At 45.3% G+C, this 16,482-nt stretch carries 11 protein-coding genes and 2 pseudogenes; 6 read left to right on the top strand and 7 right to left on the bottom strand.

Annotation, left to right across the window (positions count from 1 at the left end):
- Positions 1-39: 39 nt before the first annotated feature.
- Positions 40-1,689: a Na+/H+ antiporter gene (locus PXH59_RS16660; RefSeq protein ID WP_047770669.1), complete on the bottom strand. Its 1,650-nt coding sequence runs from the start codon at positions 1,687-1,689 to the stop codon at positions 40-42.
- A gap of 300 nt (positions 1,690-1,989) precedes the next feature.
- The gene (locus tag PXH59_RS16655; protein WP_285809249.1) at positions 1,990-3,336 is read right to left on the bottom strand and encodes an NCS2 family permease; all 1,347 of its coding nucleotides are present in this window, start codon (positions 3,334-3,336) and stop codon (positions 1,990-1,992) included.
- A 363-nt stretch (positions 3,337-3,699) separates the two neighbouring features.
- Between PXH59_RS16655 and glk the strand changes: the two genes are divergently transcribed.
- Entirely contained in the window at positions 3,700-4,668 is a 969-nt protein-coding gene (gene glk / locus PXH59_RS16650) for a glucokinase (RefSeq protein ID WP_285809247.1), read from the top strand.
- 104 nt (positions 4,669-4,772) lie between these two features.
- Positions 4,773-5,555, top strand: coding sequence for an aminoglycoside adenylyltransferase family protein (locus tag PXH59_RS16645; protein WP_285809245.1), 783 nt, complete (start codon positions 4,773-4,775; stop codon positions 5,553-5,555).
- A 111-nt stretch (positions 5,556-5,666) separates the two neighbouring features.
- Here PXH59_RS16645 and ssb1 read toward each other — a convergent pair whose 3' ends face one another.
- The gene (gene ssb1, locus PXH59_RS16640) at positions 5,667-6,182 is read right to left on the bottom strand and encodes a single-stranded DNA-binding protein SSB1 (RefSeq protein ID WP_285809244.1); all 516 of its coding nucleotides are present in this window, start codon (positions 6,180-6,182) and stop codon (positions 5,667-5,669) included.
- Positions 6,183-6,432: 250 nt separating this feature from the next.
- Here ssb1 and uvrA point away from each other — a divergent pair, with 250 nt between their 5' ends.
- The 3 genes from uvrA to PXH59_RS16625 all read left to right on the top strand — a co-directional run bounded on the left by uvrA (position 6,433) and on the right by PXH59_RS16625 (position 10,264).
- A complete protein-coding gene (gene uvrA / locus PXH59_RS16635; RefSeq protein ID WP_285809243.1) occupies positions 6,433-9,264 on the top strand; it encodes an excinuclease ABC subunit UvrA in 2,832 nt (943 codons plus the stop codon).
- Positions 9,265-9,526: 262 nt separating this feature from the next.
- Positions 9,527-9,685: a DUF5993 family protein gene (locus PXH59_RS16630; RefSeq protein WP_167400589.1), complete on the top strand. Its 159-nt coding sequence runs from the start codon at positions 9,527-9,529 to the stop codon at positions 9,683-9,685.
- Between the two features lie 12 nt (positions 9,686-9,697).
- Positions 9,698-10,264 (top strand): disulfide bond formation protein B, encoded by a 567-nt coding sequence (locus PXH59_RS16625; protein WP_285809239.1) that lies wholly within the window; start codon positions 9,698-9,700, stop codon positions 10,262-10,264.
- A 129-nt stretch (positions 10,265-10,393) separates the two neighbouring features.
- Here the strand turns inward: PXH59_RS16625 and PXH59_RS16620 are convergent.
- The 3 genes and pseudogenes from PXH59_RS16620 to dnaB form a co-directional block, all read right to left on the bottom strand.
- Positions 10,394-11,588 (bottom strand): annotated as a pseudogene (locus PXH59_RS16620) (amino acid aminotransferase).
- 68 nt (positions 11,589-11,656) lie between these two features.
- Positions 11,657-12,736 carry an alanine racemase gene (gene alr / locus PXH59_RS16615; protein ID WP_285809236.1) on the bottom strand — a complete coding sequence of 360 codons (1,080 nt, stop codon included), beginning with the start codon at positions 12,734-12,736 and terminating at the stop codon, positions 11,657-11,659.
- 104 nt (positions 12,737-12,840) lie between these two features.
- Positions 12,841-14,251: pseudogene (gene dnaB, locus PXH59_RS16610) on the bottom strand (replicative DNA helicase).
- A gap of 184 nt (positions 14,252-14,435) precedes the next feature.
- Here dnaB and PXH59_RS16605 point away from each other — a divergent pair.
- On the top strand, positions 14,436-15,419 hold the full coding sequence (locus PXH59_RS16605; protein WP_285809235.1) for a quinone oxidoreductase: 984 nt from the start codon (positions 14,436-14,438) through the stop codon (positions 15,417-15,419).
- Positions 15,420-15,444: 25 nt separating this feature from the next.
- Here the strand turns inward: PXH59_RS16605 and dusA are convergent, their stop codons facing one another.
- Positions 15,445-16,419, bottom strand: a complete 975-nt coding sequence (dusA, locus tag PXH59_RS16600; RefSeq protein ID WP_285809233.1) for a tRNA dihydrouridine(20/20a) synthase DusA — start codon at positions 16,417-16,419, stop codon at positions 15,445-15,447.
- Between the last annotated feature and the right edge of the window lie 63 nt (positions 16,420-16,482).

Genomic DNA, 16,482 nt, shown 5'->3' with positions numbered 1-16,482 from the left:
AATTTATTGGTCTTTTACCTTTTATTGATCTTTCTCTACTTATTGATCTTTCTCTACTAAAAGCGCTTCTAGCAAATCAAGATCATGCAGCAACGTTTGTAGTGTTTCATTACTAATCTTACGGGTGGCACGCAGGTGATATAACTCTCCTCGTTCAGCCCTTAATGCCGTCAAACGGAAGCGGCGTTCCAAATCTTCAATCATCAGGTTATGTTCGATTTCATCCGTTCCCGCAGTACGACGCCGCAAATAACCGGTAACGCGAGAAGCAATCTCACTAATAACCTCAGCATCCAGTTTTTCTTCAGTACTGGCCGACAGACGCTCTTCCATCTTATTCATACTGACAATAGCAACTTCAGCCATGGCCGATTTTGCCATTCTGATTTCATTGAGATCTGCCAGCTTATCACCGACTTTCATGCCACGCAGCAGCAAAGGTAAAGCGACAACCCCGACAAAAAGGGAGAACAAAATCACGCCCGCTGCAATAAAAATCAACTGATAACGCGCCGGGAACGGATCACCATCCGGTAAGAACAAGGGAACAGACAGCGCACCTGCCAACGTAATTGCCCCTCGAACACCCGCGAATGAAGCCAGCCACAACTCACGAGCCGTATAGGAGGCAAATTGAAGGGGTTTTTTCTTTATCAGCATCTTGCTGATATTTTTCATCAACCACAACCAGCAGAATCGCAGTAATACCAGCGCAACATAAATGATCCCAACGGCAGCAAATAGCATCCAGGTTTCAACATGTGGGTCAAGTTCAGCCTGTTCCACCGATGTTTCCCAGATACCCGGCAATTGCAGCCCCAGCATGATGAACACCAGGCCATTGAAGACAAAGGCCAGCATTCCCCATACGTTATCGGCACGCAGACGCATATCCAGTGGTGCGTTGCGGATCACGCCGGCCTTACTGATAGTCATACCTGCGGCAACCGCTGCCAGAATTCCTGAGACACCAATATGTTCAGCAATCATATAAGAAGCAAACGGCAACAGCATCATAAACATGATTTGAGTTGCCGGATCATCGCCACTCCAGCGACTCATCAATCGCAGTGATTTACTGTATAACCAGGTAATGGCGATACCCGACAGCAATCCCCCCACCGCCACCTTGAAAAACTCAACCGTTGCACCAGTGACAGTAAATACCATCGTGCCCATAGCAATCGCTACAGCAAATTTCAGAGCCACCAGACCGGAAGCATCATTCATTAATGCCTCCCCTTCCAGCACGCTCATCATATTTTTAGGAATACGATCTTTTCCGACAATGGATGATAATGCCACCGCATCTGTTGGGGATAATACAGCCGCCAGTGCAAAAGCAGCAATAAGTGGAATACTCGGCAATAACCAATAGATCAAATAACCAATGCCAATAACCGTCACCAAGACCAATACTAAAACTAAAATGACGATTTCACGCCCATGCTGAAAAAACTCTCTGGTTGGCGTTTTCCAACCATCAACAAATAACAAAGGAGGGATAAGTAATACGAGGAAGAGTTCTGGATCGAAAGTAACGTGTAAACCAAAATGAGGCCAGGCCAGCAACGCACCCATTGCTATTTGCACTATCGGCAAGGGGATACGGAACGGAATCATTTTAGTAAGAACACCAGAAACTGACACCACCAAAATCAAGATCAAGATAGTAAAGAATATTTCCATGTTACCCTTACAAATTGCCAAAAATCCGTCAGTGGAAAGATTGTGACTGTTTTTTAATGTTAATAATAGCGCTAATAACCATAAATATTACAGTTATTAAAGAAAATCAAAAAACAATCACATTATGAATCAATCAGCATTGATTCATATTTCTATTTTATGCTTATCGGCCAACGTGTATTGAAAAATTAGCCTATTTTAGACGATGTCTGGTGGTCACCAGATAACTCACAGTGGAATGGAAAAATATAGCAGGAATAAGGATACGCAAACTCTCAGTGTTCGCGCATCCTATTTAAATTAGATAGCCCAATTTCCGGCATAAAATACCACTAATACAATGGCAAGTATCACCGTACCAGTATTCAGCTGACGCCATTCCCCCGCAAAGATACGCCCAACCACTAATGCACTGAAACCCAGCATAATGCCGGTGACGATGTTACAAGTCAGCACGATAAATACAGCACACAGTAAACCTGACATTGCATCCACAAAATCATCAAAGTTTAGTTTTCGCACATTACTCAGCATCAGTAATCCGACATACATCAAGGCAGGAGCCGTAGCATAGCCGGGAACTAAATACGACAGCGGAGACAGGAATAAAATCAACAGGAATAAAATACCGACAACAGAAGCTGTTAAACCTGTTTTACCACCCGCAGCGGTTCCTGCGGCAGACTCAATATAAACCGCAGCGGGAGAAGAACCGATAACCCCAGCAAAAATACTACTGACAGAATCGGCTGTCAGTGCCTTGCCGCCATTGATAATCTGGCCTCTCTTATCCAATAAATTGGCTTGCCCCGCCACCGCACGGATCGTACCCGTCGCATCAAATACGGCTGTCATGACCAGCGCCAGAACACTGGGTAAGACAATAGGCTGTAAAGCGCCCATGACATCCATACTGAACATCAGGGACAAGCCATCTTCCCCCAAGGTAGGAAATTTAAAGAATCCTTGATATTTAACGGCTGGATCAAAAATCAAGCCAATAATAGAAATCGCAATAATGATCAGCAAGATACCGCCAGGCACCTTCTTCCGTTCCAGACCGATAATTCCCGCCAGCCCCAATAACGTCATCACCACGGGAAATGACGTCAATGAACCAAAGGACACAGGCAAGCCAGCGTTTGGATTCTTCACCACCAGACCCACGCCATTGGCGGCAATCAACAATAAAAACAACCCGATGCCAATACCCGTTCCATGTGCAATACCCATTGGCATATTGCGCAAAATCCACGCTCGCACACCGGTTACTGAAATTAACGTAAACAAACATCCCATCAGGAAAACCGCACCCAATGCCACCGGAATGCTGACCTGTTGCCCTAATACCAGGCTAAACGCGGTAAATGCAGTCAACGAGATTGCACAACCAATCGCCATTGGCAGATTAACCCACAATCCCATCAATAACGAACCGATACCGGTCACCAGACAAACAGAAATAAACACAGCGGTATGAGGAAATCCGGCTTGCCCAAGCATCCCTGGAACCACAATAACGGAATAGACCATCGCCAAAAATGTCGTTAACCCAGCGAGAACTTCCTGACGTACCGTCGATCCGCGTTCAGTAATCTTAAAATACCTATCGAGTTTGCATTGTGTTGGTGCCTGCATACCAGACATGTTTTTCCCCTGCTTCTGTTAAATACATCGCTTTAAAAGCCCTCTCCCTATTTCTTCACCTCTTCAAACGAAAACGATTACGTCACAAGATAATAAAAATCAGTGCAGCATTCATTGGTTCAACCATTCGTTCGCGCAATCGTTTGGCTTTTTGGGTAAAGAAAAAGTGAGAAAATTTGAAGCCGACGATTATCCAGTGAATCAGGGATAAGAATCAAGCGATAATCACATCGACGATGATAAAACTCATGCTCTGTAAGATACATTTTTATGCGGCCTTTAGGCCTGACCTTGTGTAAAATCCCCTCAATTCAATTTTTAACGGGTTCATTAGGATTTCTGTAAGAATTAAGGAGATAAACCATGACAACTTATGCTCTGGTAGGTGATATCGGCGGTACAAATGCACGCCTGGCATTATGTGATGTAGATACCGGGCAATTGAGCGCGGTCGAATTCTATCCCTGTGCGCATTATGCATCGCTTGAAATTGTTATCCGCCAATATTTGAAACAACAGAACTGTGAAGTCAAATATGGCAGTATCGCTATTGCCTGTCCGGTGACGGACGATGTAATCAGCATGACCAACCACAGTTGGCGTTTTTCTGTTAGCCAAATGAAAGCCTCTTTGGAGTGGGAACGTTTTGAGGTGATTAACGATTTTACTGCCGTTTCCCTCGCCATTCCGGTTCTGGGAGAAAATGATGTGATTCAGATTGGTGGCAAGCAACCTCAGGCGAAACGCCCTATTGCGGTTTATGGTGCGGGAACTGGGTTAGGAGTCGCGCACCTTGTTCATACAGGCAGCCAATGGATGAGCTTACCGGGTGAAGGGGGTCACGTAGAGTTCGCGCCAGATAGTACGGAAGAAGATCATATGTTGAGCGTACTGCGCGAAGAATATGGTCATGTCTCCGCCGAACGAATCCTTTCCGGCCCTGGTTTAGTGAATATTTATCGTTCCCTGATGAAACTCAACAGCCAAGTCGCCGAAGATCTTACCCCTAGCGATATCTCTGACCGTGCACTGAGTGGAAATTGCCCGATCTGCAAACAGGCATTAGAACTCTTTTGTGCTGCGTTAGGGCGTTTTGGTGGAAATTTGGCGCTGAATATGGGTGCATTTGGCGGTGTTTACATTGCGGGTGGGATCGTTCCTCGTTTCTTTGATTTCTTCCAAAAATCAGGTTTCCGGCAAGGGTTTGAAAACAAAGGCAGATTTACAGACTATTTAAAAGATATTCCTGTGTATCTGATTACTCATGACAAACCGGGGTTATTGGGTGCGGGATATTATATTCGCCAATTGCTGGGTAAAACGATTGGTTAAATAGAACCAAGATATTTATATGTGCTCATGCTATTTATTTGTTTGATTTGCTGGTGTAATTTTGAGCAATATTTAGCATGAGTATTTTATGAGTGAGCTGTTTAATGACTATTCCTCCCGAAGCAGATAAAACGTTGGTGATCATCCAGAAGCGATTAGCGGAATCGCTGGTCGCTGTCTACCTTCATGGTTCGGCTGTGGTTGGTGGTCTTCGCCCTCGCAGCGATGTAGATTTACTCGTGGTTATTGACCAACCGATGACATCTGAGGTTCGGGCATCTCTCGCTGCCGATTTAATGATGGTATCAGGCCGATATCCTTTTGATCCTGATGGGCGTCGCCCTATTGAACTGATTGTTTTCTTACGCGCTGATCTCACCGCATCGCTTTATCCTGCCCGAAGTGAATTTATTTACGGCGAGTGGCTACGCCATGAATATGAGGTGGGAGAAATTCCCAAGTCGGTTTGTGATCCAGAACTTACCTTGGTGTTGGCTCAATCACGGCAAGAAGCAATACCGCTGATCGGCCCGAACACAAGCCGTCTTCTACCCGCTATTCCAAGTCCAGACATTCATAGAGCTATTAAGGATGTCCTGCCGAATTTAATTGAGACGCTACAGGGAGATGAACGCAATGTCCTTCTAACGCTGGCGCGTATGTGGCATACATTAGTGACGGGAGAGTTTGTCTCTAAGGATGTTGCTGCCGATTGGGCGGCTGCTCGTCTTCCAGCCACACAGGCCGCAGTCTTAGCTGATGCGCGGGAAACCTATTTGAAAGGGCATGAAGAAGATTGGCAAAATCGCCAACAAGAACTTCAGCTTACGGTAAGTTCGCTGCACGATTGTGTGCTAACGAATCTGTGTACATTGGCTCAGGATTAATCTGACAATTACCGAAACAAAACGGACAATTGCCAGATCAAATTTAAACGACTATAGACCGCAAAATCTATGACTGGTTCTGACCAGAATCAAGCCGCTTTTTCAGTCCACTCAGAAAGGAATATCATCATCGAAATCTATTGGCGGCTCATTGCTCTGTGGCATAGGCGACTGCGCTGGGCGAGATGGAGCACCGCCACTGAATTGCTGAGAGGCTTGTGGTTGCTGTGGTTGCCCCCAACCGCCTTGTGCTGGCGCATCCTGTGCTGCGCCACTACGGCTACCCAACATTTGCATAACGCCACCGATAGGATTGACTACAATTTCCGTGGTGTAACGGTCTTGGCCGCTCTGATCCTGCCATTTGCGAGTCTGCAAAGAACCTTCAATATAAACCTGAGAACCTTTGCGCAGGTATTCACCGGCGACTTCTGCCAATTTGCCGAAAAACACGACACGATGCCATTCGGTCTTCTCTCTCATCTCACCGGTTTGCTTATCGCGCCAGCTCTCAGACGTTGCCAGAGTAATATTGGCAACTGCCCCGCCATTCGGCATATAGCGAACTTCCGGGTCCTGCCCCAAATTACCCACTAAAATAACTTTGTTTACGCCTCTGCTGGCCATTGGAAATACTCCTGATGAAATGAATTTTGCTAAAAACGGATTTCTCTAATTATAAGCAAAGTAGTTTACCATGCGAGGGATAAGTTTAAACAGAGAGCCATTATATTATACTTTGCGAAGAGCATCGTACTTTCCATTGTCATGGTTACAGCACGATTGTCCGTTAAACACTGGATATCCATTCAGCAATGTTTGTGCAATAATAACGCGTTTATGAGTTTTGCACTATCAATAATCTGGGAAGTGGTATATGGATAACATCGAAGTTCGGGGCGCCCGCACCCATAATCTTAAAAATATCAATTTAGTAATTCCCCGTGACAAGCTGATAGTCATTACCGGGCTATCTGGTTCCGGTAAGTCATCTTTGGCTTTCGATACCCTGTATGCAGAGGGGCAACGTCGCTATGTTGAATCCCTCTCTGCATATGCACGCCAGTTTTTATCACTGATGGAAAAACCGGATGTCGATCACATTGAGGGGCTATCTCCGGCTATTTCCATTGAACAAAAGTCTACTTCCCATAACCCCCGCTCTACGGTCGGAACGATAACTGAAATTCACGATTATCTTCGTCTGTTATTTGCACGAGTGGGTGAACCACGCTGCCCTGAGCACAATATCACCCTGGCGGCACAAACGATCAGCCAGATGGTCGATAACGTTTTGACACTGCCAGAAGGCCAACGCTTGATGTTACTGGCTCCCGTCGTCAAAGAACGTAAAGGCGAGCATACCAAGCTGCTGGATAATCTCGCGGCACAGGGTTATATCCGTGCCCGTATTGATGGTGAAGTGTGTGACCTCTCCGATCCACCAAAACTCGAATTACAGAAAAAACACACTATTGAAGTCGTCGTCGACCGCTTTAAAGTGCGTGCTGATCTCGCCCAGCGATTAGCGGAATCATTCGAAACTGCATTGGAACTTTCCGGCGGTACTGCCGTCATTGCCAATATGGATGATACACAGGCCGAAGAACTGATCTTCTCCGCCAATTTTGCCTGTCCAACCTGTGGTTATAGTATGAGCGAGTTGGAGCCGCGCCTGTTTTCCTTCAACAATCCCGCTGGTGCTTGCCCTACTTGTGATGGATTAGGGGTTCAGCAATTTTTTGATCCCGAACGTGTTGTCCAGAATGAAGGGATCTCCCTTGCCGGCGGGGCGATTCGTGGTTGGGATCGCCGTAATTTCTATTACTTTCAAATGTTAAGATCACTGGCAGAACACTACAAATTCGATATCGAAACACCGTTTAATCAATTGAGCCTAACCCTTCAGAAAGTGGTTTTATACGGTTCAGGTAAAGAATCCATCGAATTTAAATACACTAATGATCGTGGTGATGTGACGGTTCGTCATCATCCGTTCGAAGGTGTGCTGCATAATATGGAACGCCGCTATAAAGAAACGGAATCCACCGCAGTACGGGAAGAGTTGGCAAAATATATCAGCAATCGATCTTGCATTTCCTGCGATGGAACGCGACTGCGTAAGGAAGCGCGTTATGTCTTTATTGAAAATACGACGCTGCCACAAATTTCGGATTTCAGCATCGGTCATACAATGGCATTTTTCCAAAATATCAAACTGAGTGGACAACGCGCCCAAATTGCCGAAAAAATCCTGAAAGAGATCCGTGATCGCCTGAAATTCTTGGTTAATGTTGGCTTGAATTACCTGACGCTCTCCCGTTCCGCAGAAACGCTTTCCGGTGGGGAAGCCCAGCGCATCCGTTTGGCGAGCCAGATTGGTGCGGGTCTTGTCGGTGTGATGTATGTGCTGGATGAGCCTTCCATTGGTCTGCATCAGAGGGATAATGAGCGTTTGCTGGAAACCTTGCTGCACCTGCGCAATTTAGGCAACACGGTTATCGTTGTCGAACATGACGAAGATGCCATCCGTGCGGCTGACCATATTATTGATATCGGACCGGGCGCGGGCGTACATGGTGGCGAGATTGTTGCCGAAGGAATACTGAGCGATATCATGGAGAGTCCCAAATCGCTCACCGGAAAATTCCTCAGTGGTGAACGTAAAATTGCTATTCCAGAGCAGCGCGTGTCTGTTGATCCAGATAAAATGCTGAAATTGATTGGCGCAAAAGGCAATAACCTGAAAAAGGTGACATTAAAACTGCCTGTTGGCCTGTTTACTTGTGTTACTGGGGTTTCCGGGTCCGGTAAATCAACGTTGATCAACGATACGCTGTTCCCTATCGCGCAGCGTCAGTTGAACGGGGCCACAAATATTAATCCTGCGCCTTATATCGATATCCAGGGTCTTGAGCATTTTGACAAGGTGATCGATATTGACCAAAGCCCGATTGGCAGAACCCCTCGTTCAAACCCTGCCACTTATACTGGCATATTTACGCCTGTCAGAGAGTTATTCTCAGGCGTTCCTGAATCCCGTACCCGTGGCTATACACCGGGGCGTTTCAGTTTCAACGTTAAAGGCGGACGTTGCGAAGCCTGTCAGGGCGATGGCGTAATTAAAGTTGAGATGCATTTTTTGCCTGATGTTTATGTGCCTTGTGACCAATGTAAGGGTAAGCGTTACAATCGTGAAACGCTGGAAATCAAATATAAGGGCAAGAATATTAATGAAGTGCTGAATATGACCATCGAAGAGGCTCGTGAGTTTTTTGATGCAGTTCCTGCCCTTTCCCGTAAATTGCAAACTTTGATAGATGTCGGTCTTTCCTATATTCGTCTGGGCCAATCCGCAACGACACTTTCTGGCGGGGAAGCTCAACGGGTAAAACTGGCACGGGAATTATCCAAGCGGGGTACAGGCCAGACACTGTATATTCTTGATGAGCCAACAACTGGCCTGCATTTTGCGGATATTCAGCAACTATTGTCCGTTCTGCATCAATTGCGGGATCAAGGAAATACGATTGTCGTTATTGAACATAATCTGGATGTGATCAAAACTGCTGACTGGATTGTCGATCTTGGCCCTGAAGGTGGTAGCGGCGGTGGTGAAATATTGGTTTCAGGAACCCCAGAAGAAGTGGTTCAGTGTGAAAAGTCTCACACGGCTCGCTTTTTGAAATCGGTACTTGAACAAAATTAATTTATTAATTTCGCAACTAAATTGCTGACAATCCTCCCCCACTATGTGGGGAGTTTTTTATTTATGTTCCACACAATTATTAATCAGATTCATCTTCCTACGTGTAGAAATGCTTTTTCTTACCGCCAATTCAGATGAAACAATTTTTCCTGAATTCATATGGTATTGTATTGTTGTTCTAATATTATTAATGCTCACATGACCAAAGTATTAATGCCATAATGACATTACATATGCTTCGAATTTATAATGGAGATTAAACATGTACATGTTTTTACCGTTCTTAATTGCGCTAGTTATCATCATCACTATCATTACCGGCAAAAAAAAGCTGACGTATACCCTGTGGTTTGCTTTATTCATCATCACGGTATTTTGGTTCAAATACCATGCCACTGATGCATTGAACCTTTCTTTCTAATCGGAGGCCGTAATGAATAATACAATGTCAGCACCCCGTAATATTAACCTTGCAATGGCCTTGAATATTCTGGGATTGTTAGGTATTAGTGTTGTTTTGATCGTCGCATTTTATTATCAATTAGCGCGTTTTGAACTTCCCTGCCCATTATGTTTATTGCAGCGAGCAGGCATTATCATGATTGGTTTTGGATTTTTATTTAATATTTATTTCGGCATAAAAAATTCCCATTATAGCCTTTCACTACTTGGCTGCATTGTGACTGGTTTCATTGCCATGCGTCAGGTTTCTCTCCATATCATGCCGGGAGATACGGGATATGGTTCAACTTTCTTCGGCCTGCATTTTTATACCTGGGCTGCAATTCTCTCTATCCTGACTATTATTGCTATCGCCGCTATTATGCCTCTGAAAGCAGGCAATGTTGATTCAGCAAGATACACACCCCCAACATTAGGCAAATTTGTCATGGGATTGTTCGCATTTTTGATTGCAGCCAATTTGGTTTCTACCCTATTGGAATGTGGTAGTGGGCAATGTGATGATAACCCAACATTCTATCAATTATTGCAAAAGTAATTTTTATTTATATTGAAACTATTAAAACAGAAGGCTACATAATTCCAGTAGCCTTCTGCTTTTTTCAACTGAATGTTTTCAATCAGGCTCTTTTCTCTAAATTTCTTTACGTGCAGGTAATCAAAATGGCTAACTCACCGCAGCAAACGCTTCTGCAATGCGTTGTACGTTGTGATGATTCACGCCAGCCATACAAACGCGGCCAGAACCGACCAGATAGACACCAAACTCTTCACGTAATCTATCAACTTGTGCCTGACTGAATCCGGTATAACTGAACATTCCACGCTGTTTCAGTAAATGATCAACGTTTTTTTTCTGGTAGCGCTTGTTGCAAGGCACTTACCAATACTGTTCGCATTTCCAGAATACGCAAGCGCATCCGCTCAACTTCATCCAGCCACTGGTTTTTTAATTCAGGGTTACTCAATACCCTGGCAACAATCTGCGCGCCAAAATTTGGTGGGCTGGAGTAAATACGGCGCACCGTCGCTTTCAATTGTCCCAAGACATGTTCAGCCACTTTCGCATCGCCACAGATAACTGATAATCCACCAACACGCTCACCATACAGTGAGAAAATTTTCGAGAATGAGTTGCTGACCAGACAAGCTAAACCCGCATTGACCATTGCGCGGATCGCGTAGGCATCTTCTTCCATACCATCAGCAAATCCCTGATAAGCGATATCAAGGAAAGGAAGCAATTCCCGCTCTTTTGCAACCTGAACCACCTGATCCCATTGTTCATTGGTGAGATCGGAACCTGTTGGGTTATGACAGCAAGGATGCATCAAAATGATGCTTTTTGCGGGCAATTGCTTGAATGTTGCCAGCATTTCGTCAAATTTTACCCCTTTGGTTTTATCATTAAAATAAGGGTAATAGTTCACTTTGACACCGGCTCCGGCAAAAATAGCGGCATGGTTTTCCCACGTCGGATCACTGCACCATACTTCAGAATCAGGGAAATAACGGTGTAAAAAATCAGCCCCTACTTTTAATGCGCCTGAGCCGCCCAGTGTTTGAATCGTGGCAATATGCTGTTGGTTTAATAATGGGTGATCTTTGCCGAACAGCAGTTCCTGAATTGCCGTACGATAGGCAAGTAACCCTTCCATTGGGAGGTAAAGGGAAGCAGACTGTGGCAAGGCGTTTATTTGTTTTTCAGCAATTGCAACAGCCTGTAATTTTGGGGTTATACCCTGTTCATCGTAATACAGCCCGATGCTCAGATTTATTTTTTCTGCGCGGGGATCGTTTTTGAATTCTTCCATTAACGATAGGATAGGATCGCCTGCATACGCATCAACATTCTGGAACATTACGTTATACTCCCTGCTATTGTGTTATTGATTAAAAATACAATAACAGACAATATAACTGCCCCGGATTATTCGTCTAGATATTCCATTGCAACACGTGAAGTCAGTTTCGTAATCAGCTCATAAGCGCTAATTCCCGAATGCGCTGCAATTTTTTCAACAGGCAGGACATTCCCCCAAAGGATGACTTCATCACCCACTTTATCCTGACATACCGGTCCCAAATCCACCGTAATCATATCCATAGATACACGGCCAACAAGGGGGACTTCCCGACCATTAAGAAATATTGGTGTACCGGCAGGTGCACTGCGGGGATATCCATCACCATATCCCATCGCCACAACACCAAGATATGTATCACATTCACTACTCCACGTACCACCATATCCCACGGCTTCACCCGCTTTGTGCTTACGTACCGCGATCAAGCCGGATTTGAGTGTCATTGCAGGGAGTAAATTAAAGTCAGCCGCAGTTTTCTCCGTCATTGGCGAGGCACCATACATCATGATGCCGGGACGAACCCAATCTAAGTGTGCCTTTGGCCATAATAAAACCCCCCCCGATGCAGAGATGGATTTTTCACCCACCTTATCCGCAATAAATGCCATAAAGCGCTCGATTTGCCGCTGGGTCGTTTCAACTGTAGGTTCATCTGCACGGCTAAAATGACTAATGAGATTAACGGGTTGTTCAACGTTACGACAGCGGCTCAGGCGTTGATAAAACTCATCTGCTTCATCAATCCTGATCCCCAGACGATGCATACCTGTATCGAGTTTCATCCACACTTTAATCGGGTGGGATAAATCTGCCTGTTCTAACGCTTCAAGCTGCTCAATGCTATGCACCACGGTTTCAATATGATTAACGACTAAAACAGCCAGATCTGCCGCTTCAAAAAAACCTTCCAAGAGTAAGATTGGCTTGACGATCCCACCACGGCGCAGGGCCAGCGCTTCCCCAATGCGAGCGACACCAAAGCAATCAGCATCTTCCATTGTTCGCGCAGTTTCCAATAAACCATGTCCATAGGCGTTTGCTTTCACAACTGCAATCAGTTTACTGTCAGGCGCCTGCTTCCTTACCTGTTGCAAATTGTGTCGCAGAGCGTGGCGGTCAATAACCGCAGTAGCCGCTTTCATTCCATCCCCTTTTTTATAATTTTTCAGTCAGGTTTGATAAATAATAGCCTATCTTCGATGTTGATTATTGAAGTCATTTGAACATGTGTGATAGGCCTTTAGGTTTATTCGTCGCTGTAACTTGGCCCGGCATAATTATCGAATCGTGACCATTGACCATTAAACGTCAGCCTTACTGCACCGATAGGGCCGTTACGCTGTTTACCAATGATGATTTCTGCCACACCTTTCAGTTCACTGTTGTCGTGATAAACTTCGTCACGATAAATAAACATGATCAAGTCAGCATCCTGTTCGATAGAGCCTGATTCACGCAGATCGGAGTTAACCGGACGTTTATCAGCTCGCTGTTCCAAGCCACGGTTAAGCTGGGAGAGTGCAACAACTGGCACCTGAAGTTCTTTTGCCAGCGCTTTCAGTGAGCGGGATATTTCCGCAATTTCCAGTGTTCGGTTGTCGGATAAAGAAGGGACTCGCATCAATTGCAGGTAGTCGATCATAATCAAACTGAGTCCACCGTGTTCGCGGAAAATTCGTCGTGCACGGGAACGCACTTCTGTTGGCGTCAAACCGGATGAATCATCGATATACATATTGCGTTTTTCCAGCAAAATTCCCATCGTACTGGAAATGCGTGCCCAATCCTCATCATCAAGTTGACCGGTACGAATACGTGTTTGATCTACGCGGGACAGGGACGCCAGCATACGCATCATGATCTGGTTGCCGGGCATCTCAAGGCTGAAAATCAAAACAGGCTTATCCTGCATCATAGCTGCGTTTTCACACAGGTTCATCGCAAAAGTCGTTTTACCCATTGAAGGACGCGCCGCTACGATAACTAAATCTGATTTTTGCAATCCTGCGGTTTTCTTATCCAGATCTTGATAGCCGGTAGAAACGCCAGTTACGCCATCATGCGGGCGCTGATAGAGCTGTTCAATTCGTTCAACGGTCTCTTCCAGGATCTGTTCAATACCTTTCGGACCCTCGTCTTTATTTGCCCGATTTTCTGCGATCTGGAATACGCGTGATTCAGCCAAATCCAACAGTTCTTCGCTGGTTCGCCCTTGTGGATCGTATCCCGCATCGGCAATTTCATTAGCGACCGCGATCATATCGCGTACTACCGCACGTTCACGGACAATATCAGCATAGGCATTGATATTCGCCGCACTTGGGGTATTTTTCGACAATTCAGCAAGATAGGCAAACCCTCCGACATTATCGAGTTCGCCATTCTGTTCAAGAGATTCCGATAATGTGATCAGGTCGATAGGTTTGCCCGTTTCGAGCAAACGCTGCATTTCAGCGAAAATACGTCTGTGTGGTCGGCTAAAAAAAGTCATTGCAGCTAACCCGTTCGGATACATTATCCCAACGTTCATTATCCAGCATCAAACCGCCTAACACGGATTGCTCTGCCTCCAAAGAGTGTGGTGGAAGTTTCAGCCCTTCCACTTGGCGATCTTTTGGTTCAGCCATACTGTTGTTAGTTGGTTTTTTTCCAGCCATGTATACCGCATCAATCCACTAAACAAAAAACGAAACAGGGTATCAGTATACGCCATGAAAACAGCCTTGAGTAATTATATATAGTCTGTAATGATTTCAGATACATTAACGCGCTATTTGCAGCTATTTCATTGCAAACATGCGAGTCTGTTCCCAATATTTCTAACATAATGAGAGAGTTACCATGGCAAAACACATCGAATTATCCGCCACTGGCGGCCCAGAAGTACTCCGATATTGTGAATTTACACCTGCTGATCTTGCTCCCGATGAAGTACAAGTCGAAAACAAAGCTATCGGTATTAATTATATCGATACCTACATACGCAGTGGTTTATATCCACCAGCCAGCCTGCCCTGCGGCCTGGGAACGGAAGCCGCTGGCATTGTCACTAAAGTTGGTTCTAATGTGACATCAATTAAAGTCGGTGATCGTGTGGTTTATGCCCAGTCAGCCTTAGGGGCTTACAGTGAAATACACAACGTTCCTGAAAGCAAATTAGCTCTGTTGCCAGATGAGATCTCGTTTGAACAAGCAGCTGCGTCATTTTTAAAAGGTTTGACTGTTTACTATCTGTTCAATTTGACACATAAGCTTCAGGCAGGAGAAACCACTTTATTTCATGCCGCCGCCGGTGGTGTTGGTTTAATTGCCTGCCAATGGGCAAAAGCACTGGGCGCGAAATTGATTGGCACAGTAGGTTCAGACGAAAAAGCGGTACTCGCCAAAGCAGCAGGAGCATGGCAAACCATCAATTATCGTCGCGAGAATATTGTTGAACGCGTCCTGGCTATTACTGGCGGGGAAAAAGTGGGTGTCGTATACGATTCTGTTGGCAAAGAGACATGGCTGGATTCACTGGATTGCCTAAAACGACAAGGGTTGATGGTCAGTTTTGGTAACGCTTCAGGGCCAGTAACCGGAGTGAATTTGGGTATCCTCACCCAGAAAGGTTCACTGTTTCTCACCCGCCCTTCTATTAATGGCTATATCACCACCCGCGAAGAGTTAGCAGAAGCCAGCAAGACATTATTTGCTTTAATTGCCAGTGGCAAGATCAATGTGGATGTACCAGAAAACCAGAAATTTCCACTGAGCGAAGCGGTAAGAGCACACCAGACACTGGAAAGCCGTGCAACCCACGGCTCCAGCTTATTGATCCCATGATTTCAGGCAAAATACCTGAGTGGATTTACATCCTCTCTGTTACCATTTCCAACGCTTTTTCAACAACCATAATATCAGCGCCCGGCTTATGGGCGTTTTCACTTAAATAACGACGCCATTGACGTGCCCCAGGAATTCCCTGAAAAATGCCTAAAATATGGCGGGTGATATGCCCTAAATAAGTGCCTTTTGATAACTCTTGTTCAATATAAGGATAAAGCGCCTTAACCACCTCAACCGTATTGGTCACTGGAACTGTTTGGTCAAACAACTCACGATCCACATGTGCCAGAATGGATGGATTTTGGTAGGCTTCTCGTCCAATCATCACGCCATCCATATACTGCAAATGCTGCCTGGCCTCTTCCAACGATTTAATGCCGCCATTAATTGAAAACGTCAGTTGGGGGAAATCCCGTTTTAATTGATAGACTCGCGGGTAATCCAAAGGTGGAATTTCACGGTTTTCTTTCGGGCTTAAACCCGACAGCCACGCTTTACGTGCATGGATAATAAAATTATCGCAATTGCTATTTTTCACAACAATATCAATAAAATCACACAAAAACTCGTAGCTATCCTGTTCATCAATTCCGATGCGAGTTTTAACGGTAACAGGAATATCCACGACATCCTGCATTGCCTTAATACAATCAGCTACCAGCGCTGCTTCTCCCATCAGGCAAGCACCAAAGCGGCCATTCTGCACACGATCAGAAGGGCAACCCACATTCAGATTGATTTCATCGTAACCTCTTTCCTGCGCGATCCTGGCACACTGCGCCAATGCCTGAGGATCACTACCTCCCAATTGCAGTGCCAATGGATGCTCTTGCTCGTTATAGGTCAGATAATCCCCTTTGCCATGAATAATCGCCCCCGTTGTAACCATTTCCGTGTAAAGCAGGGCTTCCTTACTCAATAAACGATGAAAGTAACGGCAATGGCGATCAGTCCAGTCCAACATGGGTGCAACGGAAAAGCGGGATGATGGGTGCATATCACAAACCTCGTTTAAAAATCAAAAAGATAGCGCCGATATCGCCACTTTATATTCTGGTTT

Source organism: Xenorhabdus bakwenae, from assembly GCF_030272115.1.
Taxonomy (GTDB): Bacteria; Pseudomonadota; Gammaproteobacteria; order Enterobacterales; family Enterobacteriaceae; genus Xenorhabdus; species Xenorhabdus bakwenae.
Note: the sequence above shows the minus strand (reverse complement) of the source record. Positions and strands in the feature narration are given on the sequence as shown.